The 14,538-nt window shown below is 45.6% G+C and carries 12 protein-coding genes and 1 other RNA gene; 10 read left to right on the top strand and 3 right to left on the bottom strand.

Going from position 1 to position 14,538, the window contains the following annotated elements; genetic code table 11:
• The 8 genes from smpB to BLR15_RS09085 all read left to right on the top strand — a co-directional run bounded on the left by smpB (position 1) and on the right by BLR15_RS09085 (position 6,418).
• On the top strand, positions 1-465 hold the full coding sequence (gene smpB / locus BLR15_RS09120; RefSeq protein ID WP_092986790.1) for an SsrA-binding protein SmpB: 465 nt from the start codon (positions 1-3) through the stop codon (positions 463-465).
• 101 nt (positions 466-566) lie between these two features.
• Positions 567-929, top strand: a transfer-messenger RNA (tmRNA) gene (ssrA, locus tag BLR15_RS09115).
• 181 nt (positions 930-1,110) lie between these two features.
• Entirely contained in the window at positions 1,111-1,941 is an 831-nt protein-coding gene (locus BLR15_RS09110) for an ABC transporter ATP-binding protein (RefSeq protein WP_092986788.1), read from the top strand.
• A gap of 32 nt (positions 1,942-1,973) precedes the next feature.
• Positions 1,974-3,032, top strand: a complete 1,059-nt coding sequence (locus tag BLR15_RS09105; RefSeq protein ID WP_092986872.1) for a FecCD family ABC transporter permease — start codon at positions 1,974-1,976, stop codon at positions 3,030-3,032.
• Positions 3,029-4,066 carry a FecCD family ABC transporter permease gene (locus BLR15_RS09100; RefSeq protein ID WP_092986786.1) on the top strand — a complete coding sequence of 346 codons (1,038 nt, stop codon included), beginning with the start codon at positions 3,029-3,031 and terminating at the stop codon, positions 4,064-4,066. Before BLR15_RS09105 ends, BLR15_RS09100 begins: the two co-directional genes overlap by 4 nt.
• A 15-nt stretch (positions 4,067-4,081) precedes the next feature.
• Positions 4,082-5,020, top strand: a complete 939-nt coding sequence (locus BLR15_RS09095) for an ABC transporter substrate-binding protein (RefSeq protein ID WP_092986784.1) — start codon at positions 4,082-4,084, stop codon at positions 5,018-5,020.
• 85 nt (positions 5,021-5,105) lie between these two features.
• Positions 5,106-6,005 carry an ABC transporter substrate-binding protein gene (locus tag BLR15_RS09090; protein WP_092986782.1) on the top strand — a complete coding sequence of 300 codons (900 nt, stop codon included), beginning with the start codon at positions 5,106-5,108 and terminating at the stop codon, positions 6,003-6,005.
• 212 nt (positions 6,006-6,217) lie between these two features.
• Complete coding sequence (locus BLR15_RS09085; RefSeq protein WP_052255719.1) at positions 6,218-6,418, top strand: cold-shock protein; 201 nt, start codon at positions 6,218-6,220, stop codon at positions 6,416-6,418.
• A 109-nt stretch (positions 6,419-6,527) separates the two neighbouring features.
• Here BLR15_RS09085 and BLR15_RS09080 read toward each other — a convergent pair whose 3' ends face one another.
• From BLR15_RS09080 to BLR15_RS09070, 3 genes are all read right to left on the bottom strand, one after another.
• Entirely contained in the window at positions 6,528-8,693 is a 2,166-nt protein-coding gene (locus tag BLR15_RS09080; protein WP_176754118.1) for a DUF1307 domain-containing protein, read from the bottom strand.
• 257 nt (positions 8,694-8,950) lie between these two features.
• A complete protein-coding gene (locus BLR15_RS09075) occupies positions 8,951-9,793 on the bottom strand; it encodes a serine/threonine-protein kinase (protein ID WP_176754117.1) in 843 nt (280 codons plus the stop codon).
• A gap of 17 nt (positions 9,794-9,810) precedes the next feature.
• Positions 9,811-11,691 carry an ABC transporter ATP-binding protein gene (locus BLR15_RS09070; RefSeq protein WP_092986776.1) on the bottom strand — a complete coding sequence of 627 codons (1,881 nt, stop codon included), beginning with the start codon at positions 11,689-11,691 and terminating at the stop codon, positions 9,811-9,813.
• A gap of 654 nt (positions 11,692-12,345) precedes the next feature.
• Between BLR15_RS09070 and BLR15_RS09065 the strand changes: the two genes are divergently transcribed.
• Both BLR15_RS09065 and BLR15_RS09060 read left to right on the top strand, forming a co-directional pair.
• Positions 12,346-13,668, top strand: coding sequence for a Na+/H+ antiporter family protein (locus BLR15_RS09065; RefSeq protein WP_092986774.1), 1,323 nt, complete (start codon positions 12,346-12,348; stop codon positions 13,666-13,668).
• Positions 13,669-13,775: 107 nt separating this feature from the next.
• Positions 13,776-14,189, top strand: a complete 414-nt coding sequence (locus BLR15_RS09060; protein WP_052255723.1) for an organic hydroperoxide resistance protein — start codon at positions 13,776-13,778, stop codon at positions 14,187-14,189.
• Positions 14,190-14,538 lie beyond the last annotated feature (349 nt).

The raw sequence follows: 14,538 nt of genomic DNA, 5'->3' as shown, positions 1-14,538 counted from the left end.
ATGAAAAAGAATCATACTAAACCACTTGCCCAGAACAGAAAGGCAAGGCACGACTATACAATCGAAGACACCATTGAAGCGGGCATTGCGCTGAAAGGCACTGAAATCAAATCCATCAGAAGAGGATCTGCGAACCTGGTGGATGCCTATGCAAAGACGTACAGAGGTGAGATGTATGTTTACAATATGCACATCGCACCTTACGAAGAGGGGAACCGTTATAACCATGATCCCCTCCGTACGAGAAAACTGCTGCTTCACAGAAAAGAGATCAACAAGCTGATGGGACACATCCAGGAGACCGGCAATGCATTGATTCCCCTTAAACTGTATATTAAAAACGGGGTTTGCAAAGTGCTCCTCGGCATGGCCAAAGGTAAGAAGAAATATGACAAGCGTGAAGATATGAAACGCAAACAGATGAAGCTCGAAGCCGACCGTGCGATGAAAGACCGTATGAGATAGATGCGGTGACGGCGGGAGTTGAACCCGTCAGCGCACTTGCATCAGACCTCATTTTTTGCTATAATATACTTCACTCGAAAATATCGAGACCTTTTAAATCCGGGGACGTTCCGGATTCGACAGGGGCTGTTTGGGCATTTTAAGCGTGTCGGAGGCTGCGGCTCCGTAAACAACGCTACACAGTTTATAATAACTGGCAAACAAAACAATTTCGCAGTAGCTGCCTAAGAGCACTCTGCATCATCCCATGAGCTTTCCTGTGGCCCATGACGATGATTCAACTTTAACAGGATATCCAGAGAGTCTGCCGTCTTAAGACTCTGTGGAGAAACCAATAAGACTAGCATGGACTTGAGGGTTCGTTCATTACCATCATCCATGCGAAACTGAGAAATGAACTACACACGTAGAAAGAAATGTATCAAGGTCTCTGGACGCGGGTTCAACTCCCGCCGTCTCCATTTATAAAGCTGTAAATGTTGCGGTTGCAATGTTTACAGCTTTTTTATTTTCAATTTGACTTTATTTTCAACCGGTTTTTTATCAAGTTTGATTGACATGACAGGAATTATGAAATATTATTTTAATTGATAATGATTCTCATTATCTGTGATGGGAATCCTGCATCGGAAGGAGCAGAACATTATGAATGCGATAGACATTAAAGATGTGAAAGTGGGATATACGAAGCGGACTGTCATCGACGAACTGAGTGTGACCATCCCTGAAAATAAAATTACGACGATCATCGGTCCGAATGGCTGTGGTAAATCAACCTTGATCAAGACGATCGCAAGAATTCTGAAAGCCGAGGAAGGTGCAATCTATCTTGACGGCACTTCCATTCAGAAAATGGATACGCGGGAAATTGCAAAGCAGATGGCGATTCTTCCGCAGTCTGCAGATTCTCCTGCCGGTCTTTCTGTTTTTGAACTTGTTTCATATGGACGTTTTCCATACCGGCGCAGGATGGGCTCGATGACCGCCGAGGATTATGAATATATCAACTGGGCGATTGAAGTTACGGGACTTCAGAGTTTCAGAGATCGGCCGATCAGTGAAATGTCCGGCGGCCAGAGGCAGCGTGTCTGGATTGCCATGTCACTGGCACAGGGCACTGAAATACTTGTTTTGGACGAACCGACGACTTACCTCGATCTTGCACATCAGCTGGATGTACTCATGCTCCTTGATAAACTGAACAAATTGGAAAAAAGGACCATCGTCATGGTACTTCACGACCTGAACCATGCTTCAAGGTTTTCCGACTACATGATTGCGATGCGCGAAGGTGAAATCATCACGGACGGTCCGCCGGAAGAAGTGATGACGAAGGATAATCTTCGCGATATTTTCAATATCGAAGCAGACTTGACCGACTGTCCGTACAGCGGCAACCCTGTCTACCTTTCCTATCACCTGAGCGGTTCGGACGATCATCTGCCATCCCGGAATGATGACCGGGAGGTCATGTGATATGCAGATGATTTCTGGAGATGAACAAAGATATGACAACATCAGGTAAAGATAACAAAAGAGATAAAGAAGCTGTAAAAGCAGTCAGTAAGACAGCGAGACCCGTCCGTGGAATATTCATCATCATCGGTGGACTCGTCTTTCTCGGCATTGCTTTCATGGTTTCCATTTCACTCGGTGCAGCAGATATTGACCTGCAGACGGTTTGGACTGCGCTGACCGGCTTCGACCCTGCAGTCAGCCAGCATCAGATTATATGGGAACTGCGGTTTCCAAGAATTATCGGTGCTGCGCTCGTCGGTGCCGCTTTCAGTATCGCCGGTGCACTCATGCAGGGGATGACGCGAAATCCTCTTGCTGATTCCGGACTTCTCGGGCTGAATGCCGGTGCGATATTCATGCTTGCCATCAGTTTCGCTTTCTTTCCGGGGCTGCCTTATGTCTATGTCGTGCTGATGTCTTTTGCCGGTGCGGCACTTGGTGCTGTAATCGTATATGGCATCGGGTCACTCAGCAGGAATGGTCTTACTCCGATCAGACTGGTGCTTGCCGGTGCAGCTGTTACAGCACTCCTTACTGCACTCAGCCAGGGCATTGCACTTTATTTCAATGTCGGACAGGATATCGCATTCTGGTATGCAGGCGGTGTTTCGAGTACACGCTGGTCGCACCTCGCTGTCATCACGCCGGTACTTCTGCTGATGGTGATTGCTTCACTGGCCATATCACGGTCGATCACCATCCTGAGTCTCGGTGAGGAAGTAGCAGTCGGTCTTGGAGAACGCACGATGCGGACTAAACTCATAAGCGGGGTCATTATCGTAGTTCTTGCCGGACTTGCCGTATCTGTGGTCGGTGCGGTGAGCTTTGTGGGACTCATAGTGCCGCACTTGACACGAAAACTTGTAGGCTATGACTACCGCTGGATCATTCCTGTCAGCGCCATAGTCGGTGCAATGCTTGTTGTAGTGGCGGATCTGCTTGCGAGAACACTCAATGCACCGTATGAAATCCCTATAGGTGCGTTGATATCATTGGTCGGTGTGCCTTTCTTCCTGTACCTGGCACGTAAGGGAGGGAAGGAAATATGAAGTTGGATCATTTACAACCGGACAGTGTCATCAAAAAAAGAAAACGTGCTGCCTGGATCATTGCTGTACTGTTCATATTGATTGTTATCAGTTTTATCATCAGTCTGAACACCGGTTACATCAGATTATCACCGTTTGAAGTCATCAGTACGGTGACAGGGTTTGGAACTGATCAGCAGGAGCTGATACTTTTCCAATTCAGACTTCCGAGAATCGTCATTGCGATACTTGCCGGTATGGGGCTTGCGGTTTCGGGCGCCATCCTTCAGGGCATCGTCCGGAACCCGCTTGCGGATCCCGGCATCATCGGTATCAATGCGGGTGCAGGGCTTGCCGTCATGTTGTTCATCTCGTTCTTTTCATCTGACCTCGGCAGTTCGGTATTCGCATTGCCGTTCTTCGCATTGCTCGGCGGCGGAACGGCAGCGGTTGTCATATATCTTTTTTCGTATAAAAAGGATGAAGGAGTCTCTCCGATAAGGCTGATTCTGGTCGGAGTGGCTGTCGCGGCAGGCATCAATGCATTGATGATTGTACTGACACTGAGATTGGACCCTGAGTCATATGAATTTCTCGCGACATGGCAGGCCGGCAGCATATGGGGGTCCAACTGGAGTTTCGTCCAGGCACTCCTGCCATGGCTCATTATTTTAATACCGTTCGCACTTATGAAATCTTCTGTGCTGGATGTGTTGAACCTTGGTGATCATACAGCCGTCAGCCTGGGGACGGATTTGGAAAAAGAGCGGAGAATCCTGCTTGCTGTCGCAGTCGGACTGGCTGCCTCGAGTGTTTGCGTAAGTGGAGGCATAGGGTTTGTAGGTCTGATTGCCCCACATATTACAAGACAGCTTATCGGCAGTGCCCATAAATATGTCATCCCGATCAGTGCACTGATCGGTGCGCTGCTGGTGCTCGGTGCAGATACAATCGGGCGCATTCTGCTGCAGCCATCGGAAATCCCGGCAGGTGTCGTCGTTGCAGTCATCGGTGCGCCATATTTCTTATATCTGCTTGCAAAATTAAATGATTGAAGAGGAGAAACAAACATGAAAAAAAGGTTGATAATGGTTCTGGCAGTCATGATGATTGCAGTATACGGCTGCCAGAATGATAATGAAGAACAAAACAGTGGTGCATCAGATGAAACAGGCAATGTGGAAGCACTCGAAGATGATGCAGGGAATGAAGTGGATGTACCGGAAAATCCCGAGCGCATCGTTGCACCGTATCTTGAGGACGACATTCTGACTTTGGAAGAGAAACCGGTGGTCCAGTGGTCTGTCAATGACGGCGGGAGCATTCAGGATTATCTTCAGGAAGAAGGACTGGAAGGACTCGAGCTGATTCCTCATGATCTGCCTTTTGAAGTGGTTGCATCGCATGAACCGGATCTGATCTTATTGAGTTCGTCAGATTTTGCCGACGATGAATCCTACAGCAATTATTCATCCATTGCACCGACATTCGTCGTTGAATCCGGAAGTTACGACGATTGGCGGGAGCGTCTAGGAAGAGTGTCTGAAATCTTCGGCAAAGAAGATATGGCCGAAGAGAAAATCGATGAATATGAATCTCTCGCTGAAGAAGTGCGCACCGGCCTTCCCGATGAGACGGCAATGTCTGTATGGAAATCCGGAGAATCATATTTCATATCCAATGCTGATAAATCAAGCGGAGAAGTATTGTATAATGATCTCGGCCTCGGTGTGCCGCCTGTCGTAGAAGAAGTATCCGAAGGCAATGAAACACCGTGGATCGAAATATCACTTGAAAGTCTGGCGGAGAGTGAAGTCGATCATATATTTTTTACTGGAGACGAAGCGGGAGATGCTGAAGAAGCATTCAGTGAAGATGTATTCCAGAACATACCTGCTGTTGAAAACGGCAATGTATATGAATATACCGGCGCTGACAGCTGGCTTTACAGTGGATATATAGCAAATACACAGATTATCGAAGACGTAGAGGAAGAATTTTCAGAGTAGGATAAGTCCGGTACTGAAGTACCGGGCTTGAATAAAGAAAACCAATTGAGAATGATTATCAAATAAAAGACGGGAAGATGTAATCATGAATAAAATATCAGCATTTGTATTGGTATCTATAATGGCAATTTTCACTGCATCATGCAGCAGTACTGAAACTGACAGTGGTTCACAGGAAGACACGTTTACATATGAATCGGAACTGGGGCCTGTGGAAGTTCCTGAGGATCCCGAGCGTATCGTTGCGTTGACCAACGGTCCGAATATCCATGCACTCGATGTCGATATGGTCGGTGTGGATCAATATACGAAAGATAACCCGCTGTTCTCGGATGAATTGGAAGATGTGGCGACTGTATCTGAAACGGATGCAGAAAGTGTCATGGCCCAGAATCCTGACCTGATCATTGCAGGGTCCCACATGGAAAATATTGAAGATCTTGAAAAAATAGCACCGACTGTCGTATTTACATGGGGAGAGATGGATTACCTGGAGCAGCATATTGAAATAGGAAAACTGGTCGGCAAAGAAGATGAAGCGGAGGAATGGGCAGAAGATTTTGACGAGAGAGCCGGTGCAATAGGCGAAGAGGTCAAAGAAATTCATGGTGAAAATGTATCGGTCACCACTTATGAAACTGCTGATGATACATTTTATATATACGGTGATGACTGGGCACGCGGTACAGAGATACTGTATCAGGCGATGGACCTGAATATGCCTGAAAATGTGGAAGAATCGGTTTCTGATGAAGGCTACCATGCGATATCACAGGAGACCCTGGGAGAATATGCAGGAGATTTCATAGTTCTCAGCCGCTATTCAACCGACGAGATGAACTTCAAGGAAACAGATGTATGGCAGACGATTCCGGCAGTCCAGGATGATCGGGTCATAGAAATCGATCTTGAAGCATCGACATACAGTGACCCCATTACACTGGAATATCTATTGGAGATATATGAGGAAGGGCTGACACAATAATATTCAACCATGATGATTACATGGAGGATACACTGTTCGGAAATAAGGCATATATAATATTCAGCTTGACAGTTTGAGCGGAGCAGTGTATCATACTAAGAGTAGTTTAAATTAACACATTTTAATTTTTTCATTCATCTGAAAAACCCTTAAAACAAATTAATTTACAACGAACAAATATTTAAGTGCAAAAGCACTAGGAGGTTTTTTCTATGAATGAAGGAACAGTAAAATGGTTTAACGGCGAAAAAGGCTTTGGCTTTATTACACAAGAGCAGGGTGACGATGTATTCGTACACTTCTCAGCTATCCAGGTTGATGGTTACAAGACTTTGGAAGAAGGTCAAAAAGTAAACTTTGACGTAGAAGAAGGTCAGCGTGGTCCACAGGCGACTAACGTTACACCAGTTTAATCTACGGAAAATATAGAGCTTGAAGGGACGGCTGCGGCCGTCTTTTTTTGTGCATAAAAACTCCCTCACAGACACTTTTCTGTGAGGGAAGTTTTAATTAATATGAACTTTATTCCGGATTAATGTCGAATACAGCTGAATCTTCCGTGTCGAGTGGTGAAAATACCAGCTCGATTTCAGAAGGATCTCCGGTAACGGCGTAAGCGAGTGAACCGGATGTGCTTTCTCCATCCTCTGTCTCATCCAGTATGATATCTCCCACCGGATAAGTTTCAGCTGTTTCACCGTCCACCATCACTTCTATATCACGGCTGCCCATCAAGTAGGCGTCGCCGGAGTTGTTTTCAAATGACAGGTCGATCATGATGACTTCATCTGCATCGACTTCTGCAAACTCATTTCTTTCATCGGTATAACCCACATCTTCAACAGTCAGCGTCATATCGTTCAGATCAGCCGAATCACCGACACTCAGTCCGTCTTCTACAGAACCTGAGGATTCCTCAGATGTGCTGCCGGATTCTTCTGTCCCTTCTTCGGAGGCTGAACTTTCCTCAACATCAGGAACAGTCACACTGTCATCATATTCCCCGTATTGATCGATTTCTTCCGCAATCTCTATATGCAGCTGTTCGTCAGGGTTTTCCTGTCCGGGAGCGGTGGAGATGTAGGCGACATGTATCAGGTCACCGCTTGATTTATCAACGACACCGATGACTGCATTTTCCATTTCGTCCATATTTGCACCTGTATATTCGACATTGAATATGTTTCCGAACTGCTCATGCAAGGATTCTTCCTCCCCGATATTATGAAGGAAATAATAGTCATCATCTTCAGAGATCTCGATGACATCGCTTGTCTCCATGAATGCTTCATGTAAGTTGGAATAAGTGCCATAGTAGACTTCTTCACTTTCAGCAGTTCCGGTCTGGTCGGCCCAGCCTGCGCCATCATAGGCAGCTAACTGATCCGGATTGGCATAAATGTTTGGGATGAATGTCCCGCTATTCATATCATACACTTCGGAATATACTTCAACACCGTCACTTTCATCAATTTCTGCATTCAGACCTGCAACATCGGATTCAGCAGGTGTGTCGGAACCGGCTGCGAACGCATGAATGACCATGAAAGTCTGAGAGAAGTATGAAGTGACTTCATCTGCAGGTTTTAACACTTCTTCGATGTCTGCATCAGATTCTTCGGCATTATCCAAAAGTTCCGCGAGTCCGGAATTCATTTCAAACATCGAAATGATTTCTGTTTCATCGCCTGACAATGTTTCACCAGTTATATTGGAGAAATCAACATCGACTGCTGAACCTTCACCTTCAGAGGCGCTGTCACTGCCTGAATCGGAGCCTGTTCCACTGTCCGAATCAGAAACAGCTTCGCCTTCAACGAGTTCATAGCCTGAATTTAACAACTGTTGTTCGGAACGTTCCATGCTGACGAAATTGGCCGTTTCTTCACCTTCGAATTCAGCACCTTCAAGGTTTGATACTTCAGAAAGATCAGCTTCATCGTAGTTGACTTCGATCGTTTCAACATAACCGTCTTCCCCATATTCGATATTATGTTCTACACCCTCTGTGTCAGTATATTCCTGCGCGAATTCATCCAGCAATTCCCGTGCTTCTTCTTCGTTCGTCACTCCGATTGCTGCATAGTCCATTTCAGTGACGGAAGTCTGCCTTGTGACTTCATCACCGACGTAATAATAGACAAGTTCGTTATATGTCCCTTCCTCTTCCAGGACGTAAGTGTTCGATTGTTCTTCTCCTTCAGTCGCTTCTTCGTCGGTTTCTTCATCAGAATCCTCTTCATCGGTGACTTCTTCGTCTTCATCAAGGTCCTCTGTTCCACCGATACCTATTGAAGAATCTTCATCATCACTGTCCAGGTCTAAAGAACTTTCCTCGTCACTGTCATCCCCGGCATCTGCAGAGTCATCTTCGGAATCAGCATCATCTTCGGAGTCATTCGAATCCTCTTCAGAATCTGCGTCATCTCCGGAGTCATTTGAGTCATCTTCAGATTCTGTGTCATCTTCGGAATCTGTGTCTTCCCCTGAGTCGGCATCGTCTTCGGTGCCTGAAGTGTCATCTTCAGTGTCATCTGCTTCTGCTTCCCCATCATCTTCTGATTCAGTGTTTTCCGTCTCTTCGGATGTTTCTTCATCCGATCCTTCATCTTCTTCTCCGTTTCCGCATGCCCCGAGTATCAACATTGTTGAAAGGCCGCCTGCCAATAAATATTTTTTTAAAGACATATAATTTTTCCTCCCGAACTTTATTGTTTGTACATGTTCTTCCATAAATAATCAGGGATATGAAATTTTTTGCTCTGACTATTTATGTTTTTCAATCCCAGTCATCATTATGTCTGTCTTATCTGTTAGTTTTGTCATGTTCAAAGAAGTTATAAATACAGTATAATTAACATTTTATAATATTTCCACAAAAATTCACAAAATGTTCAAAAATTATTCAAAAAAATAAACTCCCATCAAATGATGAGAGTTTTAATTTAATCTTTGTATTTCTGAATATATGTTTCGCACATATTAAATATTTCTGGAGCTTCGGGTCTGTTGTCCGGATTTTTATCAAGGCACCGGTTGATCATATCACTCAGGAGCGGGTCCATTTCACGCAGGGTTTCAACCGGTTCAGCATCACGTTCAAGCTGTTCGTAGCGTTTATCTTCATATGTTTTGAAAGGTCTCTTTCCTGTAGCCATGAAGAACAGGACCACTCCGATGCCCCAAATATCTGCAGCTGTCGTCAACGGTTCTCCCGTTGCCTGCTCGGGGGACAAATAATTTTTTGTACCGGTGCCTTTTCTGATGGTCCCTGGTATCGTGGCCAGGTTGAGATCGAACAATTTGGCGAGCGGCGGCTGGGATATGATATTGGACGGCTTGATGTCCAAATGTATAATATTATTCTGATGCAGATAATTAACGACGGATGCAATCTGTTTGCCGAACTGCGCGAGCTGAATCAGCGGCAGTTCTTCATTTCTTTTATACGTATTTCTGATAAGATGTGAAATTGTTTCTCCCGTCAGTGTTTCCTGGATTACGATGGGGCGGGGTTCCGTATAAAGTGCGTATCCTCTGATGAGATTCGGGTGGGAAAGCGTTGTGATGGCTTCGCCTTCCTGGATCAGACGATCTTTTGCAGCTTGTTTTTCCATGGCAAGCGGCTGGATGGTTTTTCCGATGCAGCTGGTCATCCGCTCCTCGCTCCACAGGTGGTAGAGGTCGCAGTCTTTTCCCCTTCGCAAATGTTCGACAACCGTATAGTCCATGATTAATGTTTCTCCGCGTTCAAGCGGTGCTTCTCTGATCACTTCTTCAGTTTTCAATTTTTCCGCCTCCTTTGTCATCTTACAGCCACAGGTTCTAGGACTGTTTTATCCTTATCCATTTTCCCCTGTTGTGCTGTATAAAGCTTTTTATAATTTCCATTTTGGCTCATCAGTTCATCGTGTGTGCCTATTTCTGTAATTCCCTCTTTTTTCAGATAAACGATCTTGTCTGCATTGCTGGCACTTCTCAAGTTATGTGTAATCATCAATGTGGCTGTATTTTCCATCAGTCTCTGCATCGGTTTCATAACGCGTTGTTCGGTTGCACCGTCCAGTCCTTCTGCAGGCTCGTCGAGTATGACGACAGAAGCTTTTCTGATCATCGCACGGGCAATGGCGACACGCTGCTGCTGACCGCCGGACAGGTTTCTGCCTTTCTGGCCGACGTTTGTGTCATAACCTTCGGAAAGTTCACTGATAAAGTCGTGCGCATCCGCCTTTTTAGCTGCTTCCATGATTTCTTCGTCTGTCGCATCGGGTTTACCGTAAGCGATGTTTTCCCTTACAGTACCGTCAAATATCAACGACTCCTGGAAGACGACTGCAATCTGGTTGCGTAGTGACTGGAGATCGACATTTTTCAGAGGGTGTCCGTTGACATGGACTTCTCCATGTGATGGTTCATAAAATCGCATCAGCATTTTTACTACCGTCGATTTTCCAACACCGCTGGCACCGACGAGGGCAACGGTTTCCCCGGGATTTACTTTGAATGACAGATCGGAAAGTACATGCCTTTTTTTACCGGGGTAGGAGAATGATACATCCCGGAATTCGATGCTGCCCTCATCGTTGTCAAGTGATTCCCCATCTCGCTCTGCGACCTGGGGTTTTTGTTCCATGAACTCGATCACACGCTCGGCACTTGCCGAGGCGGAGAAAATCGTGTTCAACAGCCGGCTGAGTCCCCTTACAGGACTGTACAGGCGTCTCAGCAGAGTGAGAAAGGCGACAAGTATACCGATGGTCACTTCATTTTGCATCAGCAGGATTGCACCGAAGACCATGACAATGAGCGTACCGCCTGTTTCTATCATTGAAACCGTCGGTGAGAATGTTGCTTTCAGACGGACTTTGGTCATTTTCGCATCATATGCTGCGACGTTCTGATTTTGAAATTTTGAAGCTTCATGATCTTCCTGGTTGAAGGCCTGCATCAGTGAAATATTAGAAAATCCTTCTTCGGCCAGGGAGTTTATCGCACCCATACGCCTCGAACGTTCGCGTGATGCAAGTTTCATCCTGACTGAAAAATACCTTGTGACCATATAGAACAACGGGACGACAATCAGTGAAATGAGTGCCAGTCTCCACTCCATGAAAAACAGCATGCCGATAAAAACAATCAGCTGGAAAAAGTATGATAGTGCTGATGTTGCACCGCTGACGATCAAGCGTTCAATGGATGCGATATCACCGGTCAGCCTGGCAATGATATCTCCGAGTTTGCGTCCTTCAAAGAAGTGCAGTGACAGACTCTGCAGATGTTCGAACAAAGTCTTTCTCAGTGACAGTACGAATTTCTGGCCGACCCAGTTGGACACGTAAGTCCCTGCGAATGAAAATATGCCGCCTGCCAGGCTGAGGCCGAAGTAAAGGAGTACGATCCATAACAGCGGACCGAGATTACGTGCATCAAGGACATTATCTATAAAAATCTGAAGCAGCCACACTGTGCCTGACAATGTGAGCGGTTTCAATGCGATGAAGATCAGACCGACGACTATCCATTTGCGGTAATTTTGTGTATATGGCCAAAACCATCTGAATATTTCCTTCAGTGGTATCGGCGGGGCTTCACGAATAATATTACCGCCGGTATTCTTAAGTGCGAAAAACTGATCGATTTTCGATTTCAAGGTCTGATTTTTTCTGGCTCTGTTTAATCCCTTCATGACTTTCACTCCTTTCATATGTAAAGCAGGCGGCCGCAACAGAATGGGCCGCCTGTTCAAAATTGATAATAAAATTACACCCTGTATTCCTATGACCATCAGTCAGAGGAAACGCTAGATGCGCTTGAAGCACTCGATGCACTAGACGCACTAGATGCACTCGAATATGAATCTGAAGAAAAATCATTCGATGAAGCCGGTTGGATATCTTCGAAATAAGTCATGGATAATCTCTCCTTTCTGTTAATTCCCTTTTACTGACCATCAGTCAGATGAAACACTGCTTGCACTTGAAGCGCTCGATGCACTTGAAGCACTTGAAAATGAATCGCTGGAAAAATCATTTGATGCTGCTGGTTGGATGTCCTCGAAATAACTCATGAATTTTCCCTCCCTTCGTTGTGTTATTGTCATCATTCCATGTAAAAATTAAAAACCACTTATCAGAATATTAAAAACGCATTAAAAAAGGCTGAAAATATTAATAATGTGTAAAAAATTAGTAAATATTAAACATAATATTTGATTTACTGTATAAATATGTAAAGGGATGTGGGCTGATGTCGTTAATTTTATACTCACATTTATGTTTGTCTGATAGAATAGTGATATTGTTTCATCTGTTTTTACATTAATGGAAGAGGAGGCATGGAAATGGATGTTTTGTTTAACCCGGTCATTATTTCGGTTCTTGTATTAGTAGTATTAAGTCTTTTAAAGATCCATGTCATTTTCGCACTGATCCTGGCGGCAATTTCAGCGGGACTTCTTGCAGGGCTGCCGCTCGGCGAGACTGTGACTGTTCTTGTTGAGGGCATGGGAGGTCAGTCCGAAACGGCGCTGAGCTATTTACTGCTCGGAATTTTTGCTTCAATGATTGCGATGTCCGGCATCGTTAAAGTACTGCTCAATTATTTGCTGAGAGTAATAGGCAAAAAGAAATATCTTCTTATATTCATATTTGTAGGTATCGGGGTGCTTGCAGAAACGGTTGTACCTGTACATATTGCGTTCATTCCTATTCTCATACCGCCGCTTCTGATGCTGTTCAACAAATTGAAAATTGACAGAAGAGCGGTGGCGAGTGCGCTGACCTACGGTCTGAAAGCACCTTATATGATCATCCCGGTCGGCTTCGGCCTGATTTTCCATGGCATTCTTGTATCGGAAATGCAGAATAATGGCCTGGATATCGCTTTATCGGATATTCCTGCTGCAATGCTGATTCCGGTTATCGGAATGACGGTCGGTCTTCTGACTGCGGTGTTCATCACATACAGAAAACCGAGGGAGTATCAGGATATTGAAACCGTCGATTCCGACAGCATGGTCTCTGAAGATCTGACAGCCACACGTCAGAAAGTGAATCATATCATTACATTGTTTGCGATTGTTGCTGCGTTTGCTCTGCAGCTGTTCTTCGATTCGATGATCATCGGTGCGCTCGGGGGTATTACAATCATGCTACTCAGCCAGGTCATCAAAGTGAGCAGAAGCGACGCTGCAGTCAAAGAGGGCGTCCTGATGATGGGGGCGATCGCCTTCATCATGCTGATCGCATCCGGCTACGCATCCGTTCTGACTGAAACAGCTGCAGTGGATGATCTGGTCGGTACGGTGTCCGGCTGGTTCGAAGGCACACCGCATGCGGTGGCGGCAGTCATACTGCTTCTGGTCGGATTGGTGATCACCATGGGCATCGGTACTTCATTCGGCACGATACCCATCATTGCGGCGGTTTTCGTACCGCTCTGTATGTCACTCGGATTCAGTCCGCTTGCGACCGCATCACTGATCGGCACCGCTGCGGCACTCGGTGACGCCGGGTCACCCGCTTCAGACAGCACACTCGGCCCGACATCGGGACTTGCGGCCGACGGCCAGCACGATCATATCTGGGATACAGTAGTGCCGACATTTCTGCACTACAACATACCGCTGATCATATTCGGTACGATCGCGGCAGTCATACTATAGAAGACATCGTCCTGCCGGACGGTGTTTTTTTATTAGAAATAAAGGATTAATAAAATCTTTTTAGGGTAGAGATGACTGTAAGCAATATATTAGGAGGTAGTAAGATAATGGCACTTAAATATGAAGTAACAGCAACCAACACAGGCGGACGTAAAGGTCATGTTCAGACGGATGATAAAGCGATCGACTCAGCGGTACTACCACCGGATCAGGACGGCGACGGCGTCAATCCGGAACAGCTTTTCGCAGCAGGCTATGCGTCATGCTTCAACGGTGCATTCGACTTGATGCTGAAACAGGGCGGTGTCAAAGATGCTGAGCCGGAAGTGGACCTGACAGTCCAGTTACTCGATGATGATGAAAATGAAGGTCCGAAGCTCGGGGTCAAAATCAATGCGAAAGTTAAAAACATGTCTCAGGCAGACGCGGAGAAATACTTGGAGCAGGCACACCAGTTCTGCCCATATTCCAAAGCGACACGCGGCAACATTGATGTTGAATTGAATGTAACTGCACAATAGAATAGATTTTTTAAGTGGGGGGTTGGGACAAAAGTCCCACCTAAAGTCGAATTCCCCGGGGTAGAATACAATTCTACCCCGGGGAATTTTTATGATATAAATATAAGACAAAAATAAGGTCTTCTTATACAATGTAAGTAACGACACCAACAAAGAAAGAAGGGACCTTATGTATAAAGATTATAACATGAACCAAATCACACTGCCAATCGATCTGGCAGTCGTCATTCCGGAAGATGATATCGCTCTGGCTGTGAATGCCCTGGTGGAAAGTATTCCCGATACTGAGTTTGCGCCATTTGAACATACCTTCGGGACGTCATCCTACCACCCGAGAATGATGATGAAG

It is taken from the genome of Lacicoccus qingdaonensis (assembly GCF_900101075.1).
Lineage (GTDB): Bacteria > Bacillota > Bacilli > Staphylococcales > Salinicoccaceae > Lacicoccus > Lacicoccus qingdaonensis.
This window is presented reverse-complemented; position numbering and strand designations above follow the sequence as displayed.

Bases quoted from the DNA above. Each gene is read 5' to 3' on its own strand.
- BLR15_RS09085 (WP_052255719.1), top strand. From the start codon at position 6,218: ATGAATGAAGGAACAGTAAAATGGTTTAACGGCGAAAAAGGCTTTGGC.
- BLR15_RS09070 (WP_092986776.1), bottom strand. From the start codon at position 11,691: ATGAAGGGATTAAACAGAGCCAGAAAAAATCAGACCTTGAAATCGAAA.
- BLR15_RS09060 (WP_052255723.1), top strand. From the start codon at position 13,776: ATGGCACTTAAATATGAAGTAACAGCAACCAACACAGGCGGACGTAAA.
- BLR15_RS09090 (WP_092986782.1), top strand. From the start codon at position 5,106: ATGAATAAAATATCAGCATTTGTATTGGTATCTATAATGGCAATTTTC.
- BLR15_RS09100 (WP_092986786.1), top strand. From the start codon at position 3,029: ATGAAGTTGGATCATTTACAACCGGACAGTGTCATCAAAAAAAGAAAA.
- BLR15_RS09105 (WP_092986872.1), top strand. From the start codon at position 1,974: ATGACAACATCAGGTAAAGATAACAAAAGAGATAAAGAAGCTGTAAAA.
- BLR15_RS09065 (WP_092986774.1), top strand. From the start codon at position 12,346: ATGGATGTTTTGTTTAACCCGGTCATTATTTCGGTTCTTGTATTAGTA.
- BLR15_RS09110 (WP_092986788.1), top strand. From the start codon at position 1,111: ATGAATGCGATAGACATTAAAGATGTGAAAGTGGGATATACGAAGCGG.
- BLR15_RS09080 (WP_176754118.1), bottom strand. From the start codon at position 8,693: ATGTCTTTAAAAAAATATTTATTGGCAGGCGGCCTTTCAACAATGTTG.
- smpB (WP_092986790.1), top strand. From the start codon at position 1: ATGAAAAAGAATCATACTAAACCACTTGCCCAGAACAGAAAGGCAAGG.
- BLR15_RS09095 (WP_092986784.1), top strand. From the start codon at position 4,082: ATGAAAAAAAGGTTGATAATGGTTCTGGCAGTCATGATGATTGCAGTA.